Annotated in this window: 14 protein-coding genes and 1 tRNA gene; 3 read left to right on the forward strand and 12 right to left on the reverse strand. The window is 68.2% G+C overall.

The window, feature by feature from the left end; translation table 11 throughout:
- Positions 1-7 precede the first annotated feature (7 nt).
- From HHX37_RS14615 to HHX37_RS14640, 6 genes are all read right to left on the reverse strand, one after another.
- Positions 8-397 (reverse strand): thiol-disulfide oxidoreductase DCC family protein, encoded by a 390-nt coding sequence (locus HHX37_RS14615; RefSeq protein ID WP_182885742.1) that lies wholly within the window; start codon positions 395-397, stop codon positions 8-10.
- 10 nt (positions 398-407) lie between these two features.
- Positions 408-557 carry a hypothetical protein gene (locus HHX37_RS14620; protein WP_165900685.1) on the reverse strand — a complete coding sequence of 50 codons (150 nt, stop codon included), beginning with the start codon at positions 555-557 and terminating at the stop codon, positions 408-410.
- Positions 554-1,510: a cobalamin biosynthesis protein gene (locus tag HHX37_RS14625; RefSeq protein WP_182885973.1), complete on the reverse strand. Its 957-nt coding sequence runs from the start codon at positions 1,508-1,510 to the stop codon at positions 554-556. Before HHX37_RS14625 ends, HHX37_RS14620 begins: the two co-directional genes overlap by 4 nt.
- 257 nt (positions 1,511-1,767) lie before the next feature.
- Positions 1,768-2,610 (reverse strand): phosphotransferase, encoded by an 843-nt coding sequence (locus tag HHX37_RS14630; RefSeq protein WP_182885743.1) that lies wholly within the window; start codon positions 2,608-2,610, stop codon positions 1,768-1,770.
- On the reverse strand, positions 2,597-3,145 hold the full coding sequence (locus HHX37_RS14635; RefSeq protein WP_182885744.1) for an ester cyclase: 549 nt from the start codon (positions 3,143-3,145) through the stop codon (positions 2,597-2,599). Before HHX37_RS14635 ends, HHX37_RS14630 begins: the two co-directional genes overlap by 14 nt.
- A gap of 166 nt (positions 3,146-3,311) precedes the next feature.
- The gene (locus HHX37_RS14640; protein ID WP_182881581.1) at positions 3,312-4,310 is read right to left on the reverse strand and encodes a tyrosine-type recombinase/integrase; all 999 of its coding nucleotides are present in this window, start codon (positions 4,308-4,310) and stop codon (positions 3,312-3,314) included.
- A gap of 95 nt (positions 4,311-4,405) precedes the next feature.
- On the opposite strand from HHX37_RS14640, the gene HHX37_RS14645 reads away from it, so the two are divergent.
- Positions 4,406-4,479: transfer RNA gene (locus tag HHX37_RS14645), tRNA-Arg, on the forward strand.
- Positions 4,480-4,770: 291 nt separating this feature from the next.
- Here HHX37_RS14645 and HHX37_RS14650 read toward each other — a convergent pair.
- Positions 4,771-5,541 (reverse strand): hypothetical protein, encoded by a 771-nt coding sequence (locus HHX37_RS14650; protein ID WP_182885745.1) that lies wholly within the window; start codon positions 5,539-5,541, stop codon positions 4,771-4,773.
- Between the two features lie 1,501 nt (positions 5,542-7,042).
- Between HHX37_RS14650 and HHX37_RS14655 the strand changes: the two genes are divergently transcribed.
- Entirely contained in the window at positions 7,043-8,041 is a 999-nt protein-coding gene (locus HHX37_RS14655) for a hypothetical protein (RefSeq protein ID WP_182885746.1), read from the forward strand.
- Between the two features lie 1,271 nt (positions 8,042-9,312).
- Here HHX37_RS14655 and HHX37_RS14660 read toward each other — a convergent pair.
- From HHX37_RS14660 to HHX37_RS14670, 3 genes are read right to left on the reverse strand one after another with little or no spacing between them, the layout of a single operon-like run.
- A complete protein-coding gene (locus HHX37_RS14660) occupies positions 9,313-9,627 on the reverse strand; it encodes an immunity 53 family protein (RefSeq protein ID WP_182885747.1) in 315 nt (104 codons plus the stop codon).
- Between the two features lie 25 nt (positions 9,628-9,652).
- Complete coding sequence (locus HHX37_RS14665; protein WP_182885748.1) at positions 9,653-10,171, reverse strand: hypothetical protein; 519 nt, start codon at positions 10,169-10,171, stop codon at positions 9,653-9,655.
- A gap of 56 nt (positions 10,172-10,227) precedes the next feature.
- Positions 10,228-12,114 (reverse strand): hypothetical protein, encoded by a 1,887-nt coding sequence (locus tag HHX37_RS14670; RefSeq protein WP_182885749.1) that lies wholly within the window; start codon positions 12,112-12,114, stop codon positions 10,228-10,230.
- 88 nt (positions 12,115-12,202) lie between these two features.
- Between HHX37_RS14670 and HHX37_RS14675 the strand changes: the two genes are divergently transcribed.
- Positions 12,203-13,819, forward strand: coding sequence for a hypothetical protein (locus HHX37_RS14675; RefSeq protein ID WP_182885750.1), 1,617 nt, complete (start codon positions 12,203-12,205; stop codon positions 13,817-13,819).
- Here the strand turns inward: HHX37_RS14675 and HHX37_RS14680 are convergent.
- Complete coding sequence (locus HHX37_RS14680) at positions 13,769-15,217, reverse strand: hypothetical protein (RefSeq protein ID WP_182885751.1); 1,449 nt, start codon at positions 15,215-15,217, stop codon at positions 13,769-13,771. The two genes, HHX37_RS14675 and HHX37_RS14680, sit on opposite strands and share 51 nt — an antisense overlap.
- Positions 15,218-15,220: 3 nt before the next feature.
- Positions 15,221-15,724, reverse strand: coding sequence for a hypothetical protein (locus tag HHX37_RS14685; protein ID WP_182885752.1), 504 nt, complete (start codon positions 15,722-15,724; stop codon positions 15,221-15,223).
- Position 15,725: the final 1 nt, after the last annotated feature.

Genomic DNA, 15,725 nt, shown 5'->3' on the forward strand with positions numbered 1-15,725 from the left:
AGGACGGTCAGACGTGCGGCACGCCACAGGTCGTGGAGCCGGGCAGGAGGTGGCGGTAGCGCGACACCAGCTGGTAGCCCGCCTCGGCCGCCCAGCTCACCGGAGGCGCGAGCAGCACGCGGCCGAGCGCGCGCCAAGCGGCGTGCGGCTGCACCGCGAGCATCACCCCGATGGCCCGCGCGCCGTGCGCACGCAGCCCTCCCGGGCCCAGGAGCTGCACGGACGTCATGACCTCCTCGCGGGTCAGCCCCGCCGCGCCGAGGTCGAGACCCTGCCACGCCCGTACGGCGGGCATGTAGGGCAGGAACCGGTGCCCGGCGTTCACGCACGTCTGACAGAAGGCGCAGTCGCCGTCGAAGACCAGCAGGATGCGGTTGTCTCCGCTTTCTCCGCCCATGCGATCGAACCTACCAATCCTGGGACGGATCATTCCGGTCGCGTGGTGGCGGCGGCGCGGGCCGCCGCGACGCGCGCACCGCCAGCACGGCGACCACGATCACCGCGACCGCGACGCTGAAGACGACCGCGAAGACCAGCAGCAGGACGAGCAGCGTCATCGCCGGCCCCTTCGACCGGCCCGTGCGCGGGCCAGGCGCGCGGCGACGGCCAGGCCTGCCGAGGCGTACGACACCGCGCGCGCCAGCCGTACGGACCGGGGGATGTCGGCGACGGCGGGGCGGGGACCGTCGCCCAGCTCCGGGCGGTGCTCCACCCTGCCACCGTAGTCGTTCGCCCCGCCGAGCCGTACGCCGAGGGCGCCGGCGAAGGCGGCCTCGCAGTGCCCGGAGTTGGGGCTGGGGTGGCGGTGCCCGTCCCGTCGGAGCACGGCGGCCGCGCGGCGCGGGGAGCCGCCCACCAGACCGGCGAGACCGGTGGTGAGCAGCGCGGTCAGCCGGGCGGGCAGGTAGTTGGCCACGTCGTCCAGCCGGGCCGAGGCCCAGCCGAACCGCGCGTAGCGCGGCGACCGGTGGCCCACCATCGCGTCGAGCGTGTTCACCGCGCGGTAGCCGAGCAGGCCGGGCACGCCGAGGACGGCGCCCCACACGAGCGGCGCGACGACGGCGTCCGAGGTGTTCTCCGCGATCGACTCGACGGTGCCCCGCGCCAGTTCGGCGGCGTCGAGACCGGACGGGTCGCGCCCGCACAGGTGCGGAAGGCGGGCGCGGGCGGCGGCCAGGTCGCCGTCCTCCAGCGAGCGGGCCATCAGCGCGCCCTCCTTCGCGAGGGTCGTGCCGCCGAGGACCGCCCAGGTGGCGGCGGCGGTGACGGCGGCCCGCGCGACCGGGCTCGTCCGGGTCGCCCGGTCCGCGATCACTCCGATGGCCGTCGCGGCCCCGACGCAGATGGTCGTGTAAGCGACCCCCGCCACCCGCGAATCCCGATATATGAGCTTTTCGAGGGCGGCGGCCCGGCTGCCGAACACCGCCACCGGGTGACCCCGCCGGGGGTCGCCGAGGAGGGCGTCGATCGCCGTCCCGGCCAGCAGCCCCGCCGCCGTGGCACCGTCCATGATCCGGATCACGCACGCATTCTTCCGCAGCCCTCGCGCTCCGCCCCCGCCGGGGCGCGGGGGTCAGGGCCGGCGTGCTTCCGGAGTGATCCTCGGTGTGAACGGCGAGGTGGTGTGTCGCGCGGCCGGGTGGCGGGCCTCGTCGTGCGGGGCCTTCAGGACGCGGGCATCCGGGCGCGGTTCAGGACGCGGGTGTGCGGGGTGCGCTCAGGACGCGGGCATCTGGGGCGGTCAGGACGCGGGCGTGTGGGGCGCGCTCAGGACGCTGGTTCGGCGGCCGGACCCGGGATCTCCGCGTCGCCGAGGAGGTGGTCCTGGAGCGCCTCCTCGTTGGCGTCCAGCCAGGCGGCGGCGCGCCTGATCCGGCCGCCCGCGCCGTCGGCCCACATGCGCGCCCAGCCGCCGCCCCGCGTGCGGGCCCGGTCCCGCATCAGCGCGTACGACCGGCCGAACCGCGTCCGCGCCGTCTCCACCAGCCTCAGCCGGTCGTGCGCCGGCAGGCCGTACGCGTCGCAGAACAGCCGCACCCGGGCCGCGGCGTCCAGGGACCGCTGCGCGGGGTCCCGGTCGACCGGGTCGGCGAGCGGAGCCCAGTGCCGCAGCGTCGTCACCACGTCGAACAACCGCGTCGTCGGCCTGGCCATGTCGAAGTCGATCAGCGCGTACGGCACGGGCCCCGCGCCGGGCCGGTCACGGAAGACCACGTTGGCCGGGGTCACGTCGCAGTGGCCCACGAGTTCGGGCGAGCCCTCGGGCTCCGAGCCTTCCTCCCAGGTCGCGCCGGGAGGCGGGCCGAACGACGCCGCCGCATCGTGCAGGCGCCGCAGCAGCAGGGCCAGCGCGGTCAGCGCCGCCTCGCTCACCGCGTACGCCGGAAGCGGGCGCGCGGGCACCATGCCCTCGATGTAGGTGAGGATCGCCCTGCCCCGCTCGTCGATCCCGAGGAACCGGGGCGCCCGGTCGAACCCGGCGGCCTCCAGATGCCGCAACAGCGCGTGGACGGACGGCGACGAGGGCCGCATCGGCCGCCGTACCGTCGCCCCTACCCGTACGAGTCCCTCGGAGACGTCTCCGACGAGTGGGATCTCACGTACGGCCATGCCGACGCAGTTTAACCACCACATTTCCGTTGCGAGGGGAAAGCCGCCGGATTTCTTCCGTCCGTGGCGGCCCGTGCTTCTCGGCGGAATGGTCGCGCGCGCCGGGTCGGAGCCTCGTCAACCCGAAGCCGAGCTGGCTGTAGAGCTCCAGCTGATCGAAGTACTCACGATGCGTCTGGATCTTGTCGCGCTCGACGAAGGACGAGCAGGTGGCGCGGAGCGTGACGCGGTGACCCGTGCCGCCTATCTCCTGCCCGTCAGGCAGGAGGAGAGGTCCCGTGTGAGTGCCGGTATAGGTCCACTCGGTGACGGCCGGGTTGTCGCAGTCGCCGAGCTCGAACCAGGCCATCGCGTGAAAGTCCGGGAACCCCGTGAAGAACTGCTCATATATCCACGCGATCTGGTCATGTCCCTCGGCCATACCCGACGGTGCCACGTATACGGCGTCCGGGCTGTAGCAGGAAAGGATTCCCGGTATGTCGTGAGCGTTGATCGCTTCGGCCAGCCGGTGCTTGAGGTCCCAGAAGGTAGACATCACACCTCCACTTCCGCAGGGCAGCGTCTTCACGGTACCCACGGGTCGAACAGCGGCCGATCGAGTGAACGTCATGTCACCACCACGAACGACGCGGCGACCTCCGTGTTCTCCCAACCGGGCGTCAAGGGCCGCGTGTGCCCCGGGCGGTTCGCCCGCTCCTCCGTCAGATCCGGTCGCCCGGCGAGAGCCGGGCGTGCGCCTCGCGTGCCCGGCGCTCCGCCGTGGCCGCGGTGTACCGCTGGACCATCGCCAGGGAGTTCCAGCCCCCCACGCGCATCAGATCGAGTGGATCGCCGCCCGCGTCCAGGAAGGACGTCGCCATCGTCGTACGGAAGCGGTGCGTGTGGACACCGGGGATGCCGGCCTCGTCGGCCCGGCGTTTCAGCATCTGCAGAATGCCGGTCGTCGTGAGCCGCCGGTCCCCGCCGGCCGCCGTACGGCCGCGCTCGGGCAGCCACAGCCACGGGCTGCCGGCGTGACCGTGCCGCGCCCGCGCACGGAGATAACGGTCGATCGCCGCGGCGGTCTTCCGGCCGATGGGAGCCAGGTGTGTCCGCCCGCCCTTGAGGCGGATGCGCAGGACATGCTGGGACAGGAACACGTCGGACAGTTCGGGGTCGTCGGGGTGGTAGCGCAGCCCGGCCAGTCCGGATCCGCGCATGCCGTTGTCGAGCAGCACCCGCATGATCGCCGTATCGCGCCGATCCTTGAAGGCGGTGCCCGAGCACGTCTTGAGCATGAGCCGCAGTTCGTCCTCGGTGAGGGGCTCGACGGGCCGGGTCACGACGGCCGGCGCGGCGACTCCGGCCATCGGCGAGGCGTCGAGCTCGTCCTCGTCGACCAGCCACTTGAACAGGACACGGAGGTTGCGGAAGTGCTTGTGGGCGTCACCGGCGCTACGTGACCGCGTCTCGCCACAGGGACACGGCCGGGTCTGCCCGTCGTCGAGCCAGCAGCCGTGCAGGCGGGCGGAGAAGAAGGCCCGCACGTGCTGAGCACGGATCTTTTCCAGCTGCCCGGGCATGTCATGCTTGTCCAGGTACTCGATCAGGAGACGCGCTGAGTGGAGGTAGCTCGTGATCGTGCCGGGTGCGAGCTTCTCACCTTCGAGTGCCAGCTGCCACGACGGGACCAGGTCTCGCAGGAGTGGGGATCTACCCATGGGGAAAGCTCCAAATCCGATGCTGTTTCATCGGTGTGCGGCTATGCTACCTTAGGCCAAGGTAACCAACCTTGCAGGTCATCCCCAAAAAACTGGCGCCCTTAGCTCAGCTGGATAGAGCATCGGACTTCTAATCCGACGGTCGGGGGTTCGAATCCCTCAGGGCGCGCCCCTCTCCCAGCCTCGGGTTTTCTTATGATCGGCCTATCGCCGAGGATGCAGCCGGAGACCACTGGATGCAGCCCCAGGCGGCCACACCCGGAACATACCCGAAATAACCTTGTCCACGTTTCTTCAGGCCGGCAAGCGCATTCGCCGTCTTACCGGAATGATCCCGACCCTTCCCATCATACTGAGGGGTGCAGTCTGACCGAGACCCCTGACCGACTGGCCCCCACTCCACCTCAGCACCCGAGGAAATCGGTGTTCGAATTGGACACCTCCGCCCTGCGGTCAACTTCTACACAAGCGTCAGCGGGGCAGGGTCCTCGCTTCGCCATCCAATCTGATAAAGGCCGGGACCAATCTCATGCGAGCGCCTACGAATCTCCTCGATTAAGCTAGGAGGCCAGATTGTAAACTGAGTCCATACGACACCATTGAGCACATCGATATCATTCAAATCCAAAAAAGACAGGTCAGTATCGCTCACGTAGACCTCTATGGAATTTAAGTGCTCGATCAAGCTATCAACCTTAATGCTCGCGAGGCTTGCAGCGAGGCCGGAGGCATGGGCGAAGACGCGAGCGTGATCCCGTTCGCGATCGATGGCAGCAGTGAGCCTTGCCGCTAAGCCAACTGCACGCCACAGATCCCCAGCATTAGGGCCTTTTGAAGCGAGGGCGCGGGTGAGGGCGCGGGCATGGTCGAGAGCGAGATCGAGAATATGAGCAAGGTCGAGACCGTCATCCCATTCACGACCATGATCTAGCCCGGTGGCGATTTCACGGGCAAGGTCGATATCGCGGGCGACATCATGGGCGAGATCGCGAGTCATGATCACTGTGATCGCGTGATCTGGTTCCGAGATGTCAGCCGGCTTCGGCCATCCGCCTCGGGGAAGGTCCTTCTTGCCTGCCTCATTGCTGGCCATGATCTCAGTCAGAAGACCAGTTGGGCTAGTCGTGCACCGAACGAATTCTAGCAGTTCAGCATCTGCGTCTAGCAGGATGGCGTCCAGTTCCTCGTCGGTCAGCTGACGGGCGGGATCTTTCCGCTCGGAACTGCTCATCGACCCACTACCCCTTTCTCCTCTTTAGCCTGAACGAGGCGGGCAGTCAGGTTTCTACGTGCCTTCTTTAGAAGATCTCGTACCTTCTGATCGCTCACGCACAGATGACGAGCGATCGCGGCAGTCGGAAAGCCGTCCAAGTGGAACGCCATTACCGCTTGGGCATCCCACTCTAAGCCCTGCAGTAGTTGTAGAACGAATTTTGTCTGGACCGTCAACTCTGCATGGTCGAGTTCGACTACCGGCACGTCCGAAAGGTCAGTTAGCGGAGATGTAGGTAGTAGTTTTCTTGGTCCTGGCGGTCGACGGTAGAGATTTAGCGCGACTGCACGGATCCATCCGCGGGGGTCTTGTATTTTCTCCCATGCTCCTGGACGCTGTGCCAAGACCCATGCCTGCAGAAAAACTTCCTGTGTCGCATCTTCGGCGTCGTCCCTACTTGCTCCGCACCGCATCAGAAAGCACACAACGGAGTGATATTCATTGATGCAAAGGTCTAGCACGGCAGCACGTATGGCAGGCCACTTCTCCACATGGTCGATCTCAGAATCAGTGGACGCGTCGAGATAGGATGGTGGCTCGTCAGAGGTCACCGGGAACTGCCCTTCTGCACAGGGCTCGACGGGACACCGATTTCTACTACTATTCCGCACTCGCCAAGATCGATGATGCGGCTTCCGGGTGGCAATCGCCGCAGATGATCGCGTCGGGATTCTTCTCGTGCTCCGTGACGTTGCGTGCGGCCTTGTAACCAAGCGCGGAGCATGGCAGTGCTCGCGCCAAGAATGCCGGTTGCCAGAGCCAGGGTGGTACCGGGGTCGATCACTCGGGGTCCTTCCTAACCTGCCGTGCCGGATTGGCGGCCGTGAGCGTTCGGCCGTCTGATGCTAAGTGGCGCAGAAGGCGCGTGATCGGGAAGTCTCGATCAAAATTTTTTCGTCGAAGATCAACAATATCCTCAGGGGCACCTTCCCCCACAGGGCCCTCCCTCTCTGAGCTTGGCTTACGTGATCGGGTCACTGAGGATGCAAAGGGACGCCATCAGGTACAGGGGTGAGCGGCCACTCCGGACACAAGTCCGAACGATCTCGGCTGCATGGGCAAGTGACAGGATGCCGCGAGCCTCCGGATCAACTGAGCACGCCGAAAGGGTCCCCGTAGCGAACCGAGACCCTTCGTGCCGTCGCGTTGGCGGCCTCACAGCGCGAGAGCTTCCAAGATTCGTTGGTGGACCACGTCGTAGAGGCTAATCGTCCCGTCGCCATCGCCCGGACAAGCCGAGCAGACCAGGGGCCAGGGGGCCAAGATCATTCGCCCAGTCGGGCGCTCCACCTTGACCCCATGGCCCCTGACGGGTGGAACGATGGCGACAGGACGATCACTCAGCGCGGACGCTTCTCCAGCGCGACAGCAAACCCGCTTTCGGTCGTGTGGCCAGCCCGTCACACTGGGCAACGTGGAAGCTACTTCTATTCCTTCACGTCGGTTCGGATCTTGGTTCGTGGACGACTACCGAAGGCGCCACGGCAACAAGACCCCGCAGGGTCGCGCTCTCACCTACGAGAACGCCGTCAGCGAGGAGTTCGCAGAGCGTCGCAAGTGGCTGGATGACCAACTAGGCCGACTACCCGTCCGGCAAGCTGACCAGCTCGCACGCAGGGTATGGAAAGACGAGCGCTACTGGTCTGTCCACTTCGAAATGGCAGTCGGAGCCGCGCTGCGCCAAGCCGGGCTGGAGGTTGTCTATGACCATCCCTGGGACCGACAGACCCCTGACTGGACCGTCCTCTCTGCCGAGGGCGAGCCGCTGTGTCTCGTCGAGGTGCACACCGCTTCACCGCGTCAGGACACCTACCAGTCAATGCGCGCCTGGCACCAACTGACCCAGCGCATCAAGACGATCCCGGTCGGAGTGCTGTTGATGCTAGAGCAAACAAGTCGACCGATACCGGCCCCTGACTCGCGTACAGCCAAGAGGATCGCCGAAGAGGTCCGCAAGGCACTGGGTAGTCCTTTCTGCCCGTTCCGCATACCCGCCAGCTTCGGCTACACCTTTCTCGTTCAGAGCGGCGGCGACGGCGGAACCCTCCCCTCTCCTTTCGGCCTGTATGCCTGCTTCGAGCCACCCAGTGCAATCGCCGGCCAAGTCAGCGCGGCACAGATTGTTACGCCCGTTAGAGGCAAGATCAGCAAGTATCGAAAACTGGTTGAGGAGCATGAGCTCCCGCTTGTGGTAGCAGTTGGTGCTCACCCCTTCACCGGCCTCGGGCTTCGAGAACTCGACGACCTACTTACTGGCGAGCAGGTCATCACCTTCCAGTTCAAACCCGGGGACGCTTACATCGGCAAGGCTGCCGTCCCTCCGTCCCGGTGGGACGTGCCCGCAGAGTTGGCGGGTCTGCTGTGGATCGACAACAAGTTTCCGTTCACCATGACGAGCCGGCCCAACCCCTCCGCGCATCGACCTATGCCTGCCCTCTTGGCCAACCTGGGCTCCTGACGTCCCACCCGAAGATCCGGAACATGCCCGGCATGATCTTTCTTAGGGACGAGCACGGCCGACAGATCGGCCCCAGGTCAGCGCACCATCGGGTCAAGAAACGGCGATCCACTTCTAATCCGACGGTCGGGGTTCGAATCCCTCAGGCGCGCTCTCCTCATCAGCCTCTTTGGGCTCTGACCTGGTCTTTCGTTTGATCGCGCCGCGATGGCGTGTGCAGCCGTACGCCACCGGTTATCGCCAGTCGCGAAATATACGCGGCGGCATTTGAGCTCGACCAGACCGCGTCTGGTTCCCAGGCCGGGGACGTGACACCATGCGTCCATGACCACCCGAAAGGCTGATGCCGCGTAGACGGCCAAGCGCACTGCGTGCGCGACTCTGGGTCAATCGGCGGCGCTACCGCCCAGCCCCCAAGATCCCGAAATTGACGAGTCGGACCTGTGCCGCCATCGCTCGCATAGAGCAACAGCGTCTCTGGCCCGGCGCCATCGTCGGCGCGTTCGCCGAGTACGAACGTTTCGTCCGGCAACCCGGCCGACATCTCTACCTTCCCAACGCGGGATGTCCATGCTGCGATCCGAAAAACGCCCGAGACACTCTGGAGTACACGCTCCGACGCCTGCCGGCTCTTGAACGCGCAGAGCTAGCACGGCTCGTGACGAGGCTGGATCAGGAATTCCGCCGCCGAACCATCCCAGAGCCGCACCCGCACGTGCTCCCACGACAACCCGGTGCATGGTGGTATTTCCGGATCTCTGAACTCTGATCGAGCCAGGACATGGCGCAGGGTCCCGATGTGAGCCGAGACCCCTGCGTTCATTCACCCCCTCGGGCGGCCAGCATGCGGCTGGAGGCACGGCCACCAGCGACTATGGCCGCCGGAACGCGTATGGCACACTCCGCGCATGGAATGGAGCCGAGCCCATCACGCGGTCGAACATGAGGATTTACCGGCACTTCGCGGCAGAGAATCGCGGCCACTGGCTTGCCACTGAGTTGATTCAGACCTGGCTGGCACGAGGGAGCAAACCAAAATAAGGGAAATGCCCTCGGCGGGACGCTCCGACTACAAGGTGATCACGATTACAAAGCCGACGAGCCCTAACTGCTCCCCTGCTCCTGCCGTCGTGCAGTTAGCGTGCAATCAGGCTGGAAAACGAGGGGTAACCACGGTCTCTCGTGACCGGCCCAACGCCCAAGTCGATGCCCCCAACGGTCGTGATCTATGCGAAGCCCAAGCTGACAGCGCGGACTCCCTTGCGGTCCGATCAGATGGAGCCGATACTGGCTGGAGTCGTCGCGAACTTCTCGAACTCAGCGACCATCTCGGCCAGGTTCGCGGGACCACATGCGCCCTGGAACAGCCGGCCGTCGCTTCTGACGTGGATCCAGTCGTCCTCAGTCCGGTCGAGGGATCGCCAGTCGAAGGCGTGGCCCTCAAGCTCGGTGCCGACGAGATCCACCGCTATGCTCCACCCCGGGTTGTCGAGCGTATCGATCGTGACGCCATAGGCGTGCTCCCATTCGTCGTCGCACTGAGCGGCATACCACCGCTGCAGGAAGCCGAATGGATCACCAGTCATCGTGGCACCTCGGCATGCGGGACATCTACTTCTGATTCGACGGTCTAGGGCAGGCGTTCTGCGGGGGGACCGTGTACTTCGGGGGGTCGTCCATGTTCCTGCCGTACCCCTGGCCCGTCCAGTAGATCCCTATCACAGCCTTCGGCGCCCCCGCCGACAGGACGATCGGAAAGTCCGAGACGTACTTCTGACCATCGAGTGTTCTCCCCTCGACCACCAGCTGCCACGTTTCTTCGTACGTGCCGGTGGCGGGTAGATGCACCGAGCGCTTCACGGTCGGCCTGTCTCCGGGCAGGAGGCACTGCCCCAGGGCGTTCTTCAGAAGAGCCTCACATGTCCCGACGCTGCGCGCGAACTTGGAGCAGAAGTCGGCGACGCCGCTCTTGCCGACTCCGGCGACGACTTCCTGAAGGACTGATTCCGCCATCTCCGGCGTGAACACGACCGCAGGAGGTGGTTTCGGTTGCTCCGGCTCAGATGCGCAGCCGGCCATCAGCAGTGCGGCCACTACCGTTACCGCGATTCGACGCACGATCGGGAGCATGTGCCTCCTTCGGGGAATTCCTGGCCGTACACCACCGGCCTCTCGCGGATCTTTCTCTAACCGGCCTCGGCCAGGAGGGCGCGGAGCGCCGGGTAGGTGATGGGCCGGGTCGGGCGGGTGCCCAGTTGGTCGAGGAGGACGCGGGAGCGGGAGAGCTCGGCCAGGTCGAAGATGGTGAGGGCCGGCGGGGCGGGGGCGGGAAGGGTGCGGAGCAGGAGGTCGGTCAGCGTACGGGCGAGGTGTTCGGTGGCGCTGCCGGTGGCGAGGCGGAGGCCGGTGTCGGCCAGGCCCGCGCGCAGGCGCTGCTGGAGGTGAAGGGCCTGGGTGAGGGTCGCGTAGGCGGCGGCGGGGTCGGTGACGCGCTGGGCGGTGCCGAGTTCGTAGAGCACGGTGAACGCCTCCGCGTTGAAGCCGCCACGTTGGAGCAGGTCCGCGGCCTCACTCAGCATGGCGGCGGCCTCGGTGGTCCGGCCGAGCAACCACAGCCGCATCCCCGCCTCGGCCTGGGCGCCGGCCCGGCCGCCGGGCAGGTTGGACAGGATGATCCTCGGCGGGCGGGTGCCGTCGTCCACCGTGACAGTGTGCCCTCGGGTACGGGCGTCCAGCACCTCCAGGGAGGCGAGGGTCATGCGGTACTGGCGGGCGGGGAAGGTGGGCATGCCCGCCGCTCGCTGCTCACCGTTGAGGACGTGGAAGTCCGTCCGGCCGATGACGTACTGGTGCCGGAGGGTCCGCATCGACGCGGCGCTTTCGAAGTCGCCGGTCAGGGTGGCGTACTCGGCCGCCAGCAGGAGCAGCGAGCAGCGCACGTACGGCACCAGGTCCGGCCGGCCGAGATGCCGGTGCAGCTCCGCCAGGGCGCGTTCCGGCACCACCGGCTGGGTTTCCTCGGCGCGGGCGCCGATGAGTTCGACGCACAGGTTGTTGGCGCTGAGGTTGTGCAGGTCGTGCTTGGTCCACAGCTCACGGACCCTGCGCTGGCTCGCCAGCGCCCGTTCCCGCTGACCGAGGCTCCCTTCGAGGTGGGCGCGGAACCTGACGAGGTGGGCCTCGGCGAGGTCCAGCTCACGCCGCTGGGCGGGCCCGGGGTCGGGTAGCGCGCGCGTCGCCTGCGCCAACAGCTCCGACGCCGCGTCCAACCAGGCCTTGGCCGCCTGGCCCGGCCGTTTCTCGGCTTTCAAGAAGCGGGCCATCTCGGGATGCGGATCCTTGTCCTGGGCCGCGACCATGGCCTCGTCGCAGAGCGTGTGCACGAGGCCGAGACCGGGGCACGTCTTCCCGCGCACGTCCTCCTCGATCCACAGTTCCGCCACCATGCGCCGGTAGGCGGGCGTGCCGCCGAAGTAGTGGTGTGCCTCGATCCTGCGGAAGCGCCAGAGTGGCGGGTGCTTGCTGACGAACAGATGATGGAGCTGCGCGAGCAGTTCGAAGAACACCAGCCAGGCGGCGAACTCCGCGATCCCGCGGTCCCCTGAGACGATCCCGACGAGAAACGCCGTCCACCCTTTGCGTACGGCGAACCATTCGAAGACGGCGTGGATCGGCCCCAGTATCGGGACCCGGGTGACGGCGGCGACGGCGGGCAGGTGACTGTGCCAGGCCAGGAACAGCGCCAGGACGATCTCGTACCTGCCGAGCGACGAGTGCCGGTGCCAGAAGTCGACGATCGACGGCAGGAAGCCGGCCGCGTAGGCGTACCAGACGAAGACCAGGGCGTAGACGATGCCCGTGCCGTCGCTCAGCAGCTTGCGGGCCCGTTCCCGCGGACTCAGCACGCGCGCCGACCAGACGTCGAGCCGGATCATCAACCCGATCAGCACCGCCGGGCCGATCAGGAGCACGGTGGGGACGGCCGAGCCGCTGTCCGCCGCCTTGAACCCCAGCAGTACGGCAAGCCAGGCGAACCAGGGGTAGATCACGAGCGGCAGGCGCAACAGACCCATGCGGGACATCATTGGGGAATGCCGGGCGAGGTGTGGCGAATTTCGTCAACTGACTGTGGCCAGGCGCCTACCCGGTCAGACTGTGCGGGTGCTGTTGTCGCCGGGCCAGCTCGGCCTCGGAATCGCCGTGCTCGGATTCGCCTGCTACCGGGTGGAGCGGCGCATCCGGCTGCGCAGACGCGGTGACTGGCGGGCGGTGTTCGAGGAGATCGCCGAGGTCCCCGGCCGCCTCGACGCGTGGCGGGCCCTCCTGTCCCTGCTGCACGCCTTCGCCGGGGCCATGCTCGTCTCACTCCACCTGCCCGGCCCCGCCCTGGCCGTGTTCGGCCTGGCCATGGGGCTGGCGGGCTGGCCGGAGGCGGCGTGCGGCGCGGCCGTCGCGGCCGTGCTCCTGAGGCTCGGGCACGAGCCGCTGGTCTGGGCCACCCTGCCCCTACTGGCGGGGTACGGGACACGCCTGGCGCACTTCCTGCCGGAGCGGTGGCGGCCTCCGGAGCGGCGGCTCGCCCAGATCTCCCAGTTCGGCCCGTTCATCCGGCCGCCGCTGCCGATCGACCGGTTCTGGTCCATCGCCATGATGCTCACGACCGTGGCGCCGATGGTGGCGTCCGCCGTGCAAACCTGGTGGGACTGGGCGCTGCCGGCGTGCGCGTCGGCGCTCGCCGCGCAGATGGGCCTGCTCGACAGGGCGGTACGGCACGAGCACCGCGTGAGCATCCGGGTCCACCGGTTCGTCATGGCGTCCGGCAACGCGGTGGCGATGCTGGTGGCGGCGGGACCGGTGGGCGGCTGGTTCGCCGCGCGGTGGTCGGAGGCCGGGTTCCTCACCGGCTGGCTCGGCGGCGCGCTGATCTGCGCGGCCGTGTTCGCGATCAGGTTCGTCTGGCCGGGGCGGCTGCGGGTGATGACCGCGCACTGGTTGTTCCCGTTCTGGGCGGTGGCGGTGTTCCACCCCACACCCGGCGCGGTGTCCGCGCTGGCGCCGCTGTTGCTCGCCGAGACGTGCGTCGCGGCCCTCGCCGACCGCCCCGTGGCCGCGAGGGTGACCGACCGTTACGCGGCTTTCATGATCCAGCTGAAGCCGGAGAACCGGATGAACGTGCTCGGCCCGTGGCTGTACGACGGTTTCCTGCGCGAGCCAGGCACCGCCGACTTCGGGCTGGTCAGGCAGTATCTCGGCATGGCCGTACACGCCTCGCTCGGTGGGTTCGTCGCGGGTCAGAGCACGATCGTGAACAGGGATCCCGAGCTCAAGCAGCCGGTGGACGGCCTACGCTGGATCGCTCTGGCCACGCAGGCGCTCTGGCTGGTGGACGAGGAGGTCACCCCACGCGTCCCGGTGGAGCTGCGGGAACCGCTGACCCGGGCCCGGTCGACGATCGAGGCGGAACTGGTTCTCACGAAGGCCCTCGTGCTGACCTTCGGCCTGGAGTGGAACGACGCGCTGCGCGAATGGCGCGAGGCCGCCGTCCGATACCGGTTGCTCGGCCTGCGCGCCGAGGAGGCCGCCTGCCGTGCCGGTACGGCCGACGTGCTGGACTGGCTGGGGCGTGCCGAGGACGCCCTGCGCGAGCGGGCGCGCATCCCCTCCGACGCTCCCGAGCCCGGCTGGGCTCTGCTGGACGAAAGGGTCCGCGACGGTCTCCGCGTGCTTTCAGCCGACCGGCAGGACCAGGCGGACCGGCCCCGCGTCGAGGCCGCGTGACAACGCGTCGAGATCGGCGGCGGGCACGGCGACGACAAGGGTGTCCTTGTCCGGGACGTCCAGTGCGAGCAGGCCGCCGAACATCCCCTTCGCCGTACGGAGGCTCACCACCTGGCCACGCTGGACCCGTACGGCGCCGACCGGCACGGTCGTCGCGACCCTGCCCGTCAGGGCCGCACCCAGCGGAGGGCCGAGGTCGGACGGCGCCCCGCCCTTCGCCACCGGCGTCACCGTGTAGCGCCCGCTGAGCCGGCCCGCCCCCTCGCCCTCCAGGTCGGCCGGCACCAGAACGTGGAACGCCGGAAGGTCCCGCGTCGCGCGGATCTCCCCGTCGGGGCCCAGCGCCGGTGCCGTGACGGCCGCGCCCACTCCGGCGAGCACGACCACGCCCGCGAGCGACGACCGGACCGGAAACGCCCGTCCCGTACGCACCGGGGCGGTCGCTACGGGGAGGGCCTTCACAGGCACCGGGTCACCCGAGGTCACCAGCCTTGCCGGTTCGGGGGAAGGCGCAGAAGACGCCGGATAGCGGAGGGCCGGGATCCGGTCGTAGTCGGGGGCGCCCCGATACCAGAGCTTGCCGAGTTGTTCCCATTGGGCGCGTTCCTGGGCGGGGCTTTCCGGCAGGCGCAGCCGCATCGCCTCAAGCAGCAGGAACCGGTGCACGTCGAACGCCGAGCGGATCAGCTGGGCGTACGGCCGGGCGGCCCGGACGGCCCCGCGGTAGCCGAGGATCGCGACGAGAGCCCCGCCCCAGACGCAGCACACGGCCCCGGCGCCCGGCAGGATCAGCACGGCGAGTGTCCCGCCCACGACGGCGAAGGCTCCGCCCAGGAAGCTGATCATCACCGCCGTCTCCATGGCCGCGGCGGCCTGGGCGAACGACGCGAGGAACGGGTCCGGCAGGACGGTGTAGAGCCGGGGCCAGACGGTCGTCGCGTCCATCCCGTACCGGTCGCCGTGTTCCTCGGCGGCACGCAGCACATTGCCGAGCCGGGTCGGCAGGGTCCGCTGTGCCGTACGCGGATATCCGAGGAAGAGGTCGGCGTCGGCCGCGCGCCGCACGCTCTGCGCGGCCAGATGCCGGGCCCGCAGCGCTTTCCGCAGCGGACGGAGCGGGGGCGAATCCGGCCAGTGGCCTTCGTACCAGCGGACCAGGCCCGGGCGGGCGACCGCGAGAAGCTGCCCGGCGAGTACGGTGACGAGCACCGCTCCCAGCACGAGCAGGATCCGGGTCTCCCCGGCGAGGCCGTTCCACCAGGTCAGCGTCCTCCCCCAGCCCGTCCCCGACGCGGCCACCGTGACCAGCGCCGCGAGGAACGCCGTCAGCGGCATCCAGACCGAGGTGAGCTGCCGCCGGTCGAGGAAGGCGACGGCGCCGTCGAACAGCCCGCTCACCCGTCATTCCGTCCCGGAGTCGACGAGCCGATGCCCCTGGCCGCCGGGGCACGGAATCTCGGCTATCGGGTACTCGTCCACTTCCGCCACGGTTCCGCAGACCTGGCACCTGACCCTGACCAGCCCTATCCGCGCCTCGGGCGTGCCGTACAGCTCCCAGTCGCCGTCCAGGACGGTGCCGATGGCGTCCCCGTCCTCCTCCAGGGCCCTGCGCAGTTCCGTCCTGATCAGCGCGGCGTCCAGCAGCCCGATCAGGCGGCCGTCCTCGACGACGAGCACGGCCGGCAGACCGCTGTTGATCAGTTCGAGTACGCCGGGCAGCGCCGAGAGCCCGCTGACCGGCGCGTCCGGGCCGATCTCCACCGCGAGCCCGCGTCCGGCCGGGCCCACCACCCAGCGGGGCCGTCCCGTGTCGTCGAGCACGACGAGCGTGCCGTCGGCACGCTCGGGCGCCTCCTCCACCGTGGTCGTGTAGCCGGTGGCCATGAGCTCAGCCGCCGTCCGCATG

Origin of the sequence: Microbispora sp. H10885, from assembly GCF_014161415.1 — a bacterium.
Taxonomy (GTDB): Bacteria; Actinomycetota; Actinomycetes; order Streptosporangiales; family Streptosporangiaceae; genus Microbispora; species Microbispora triticiradicis.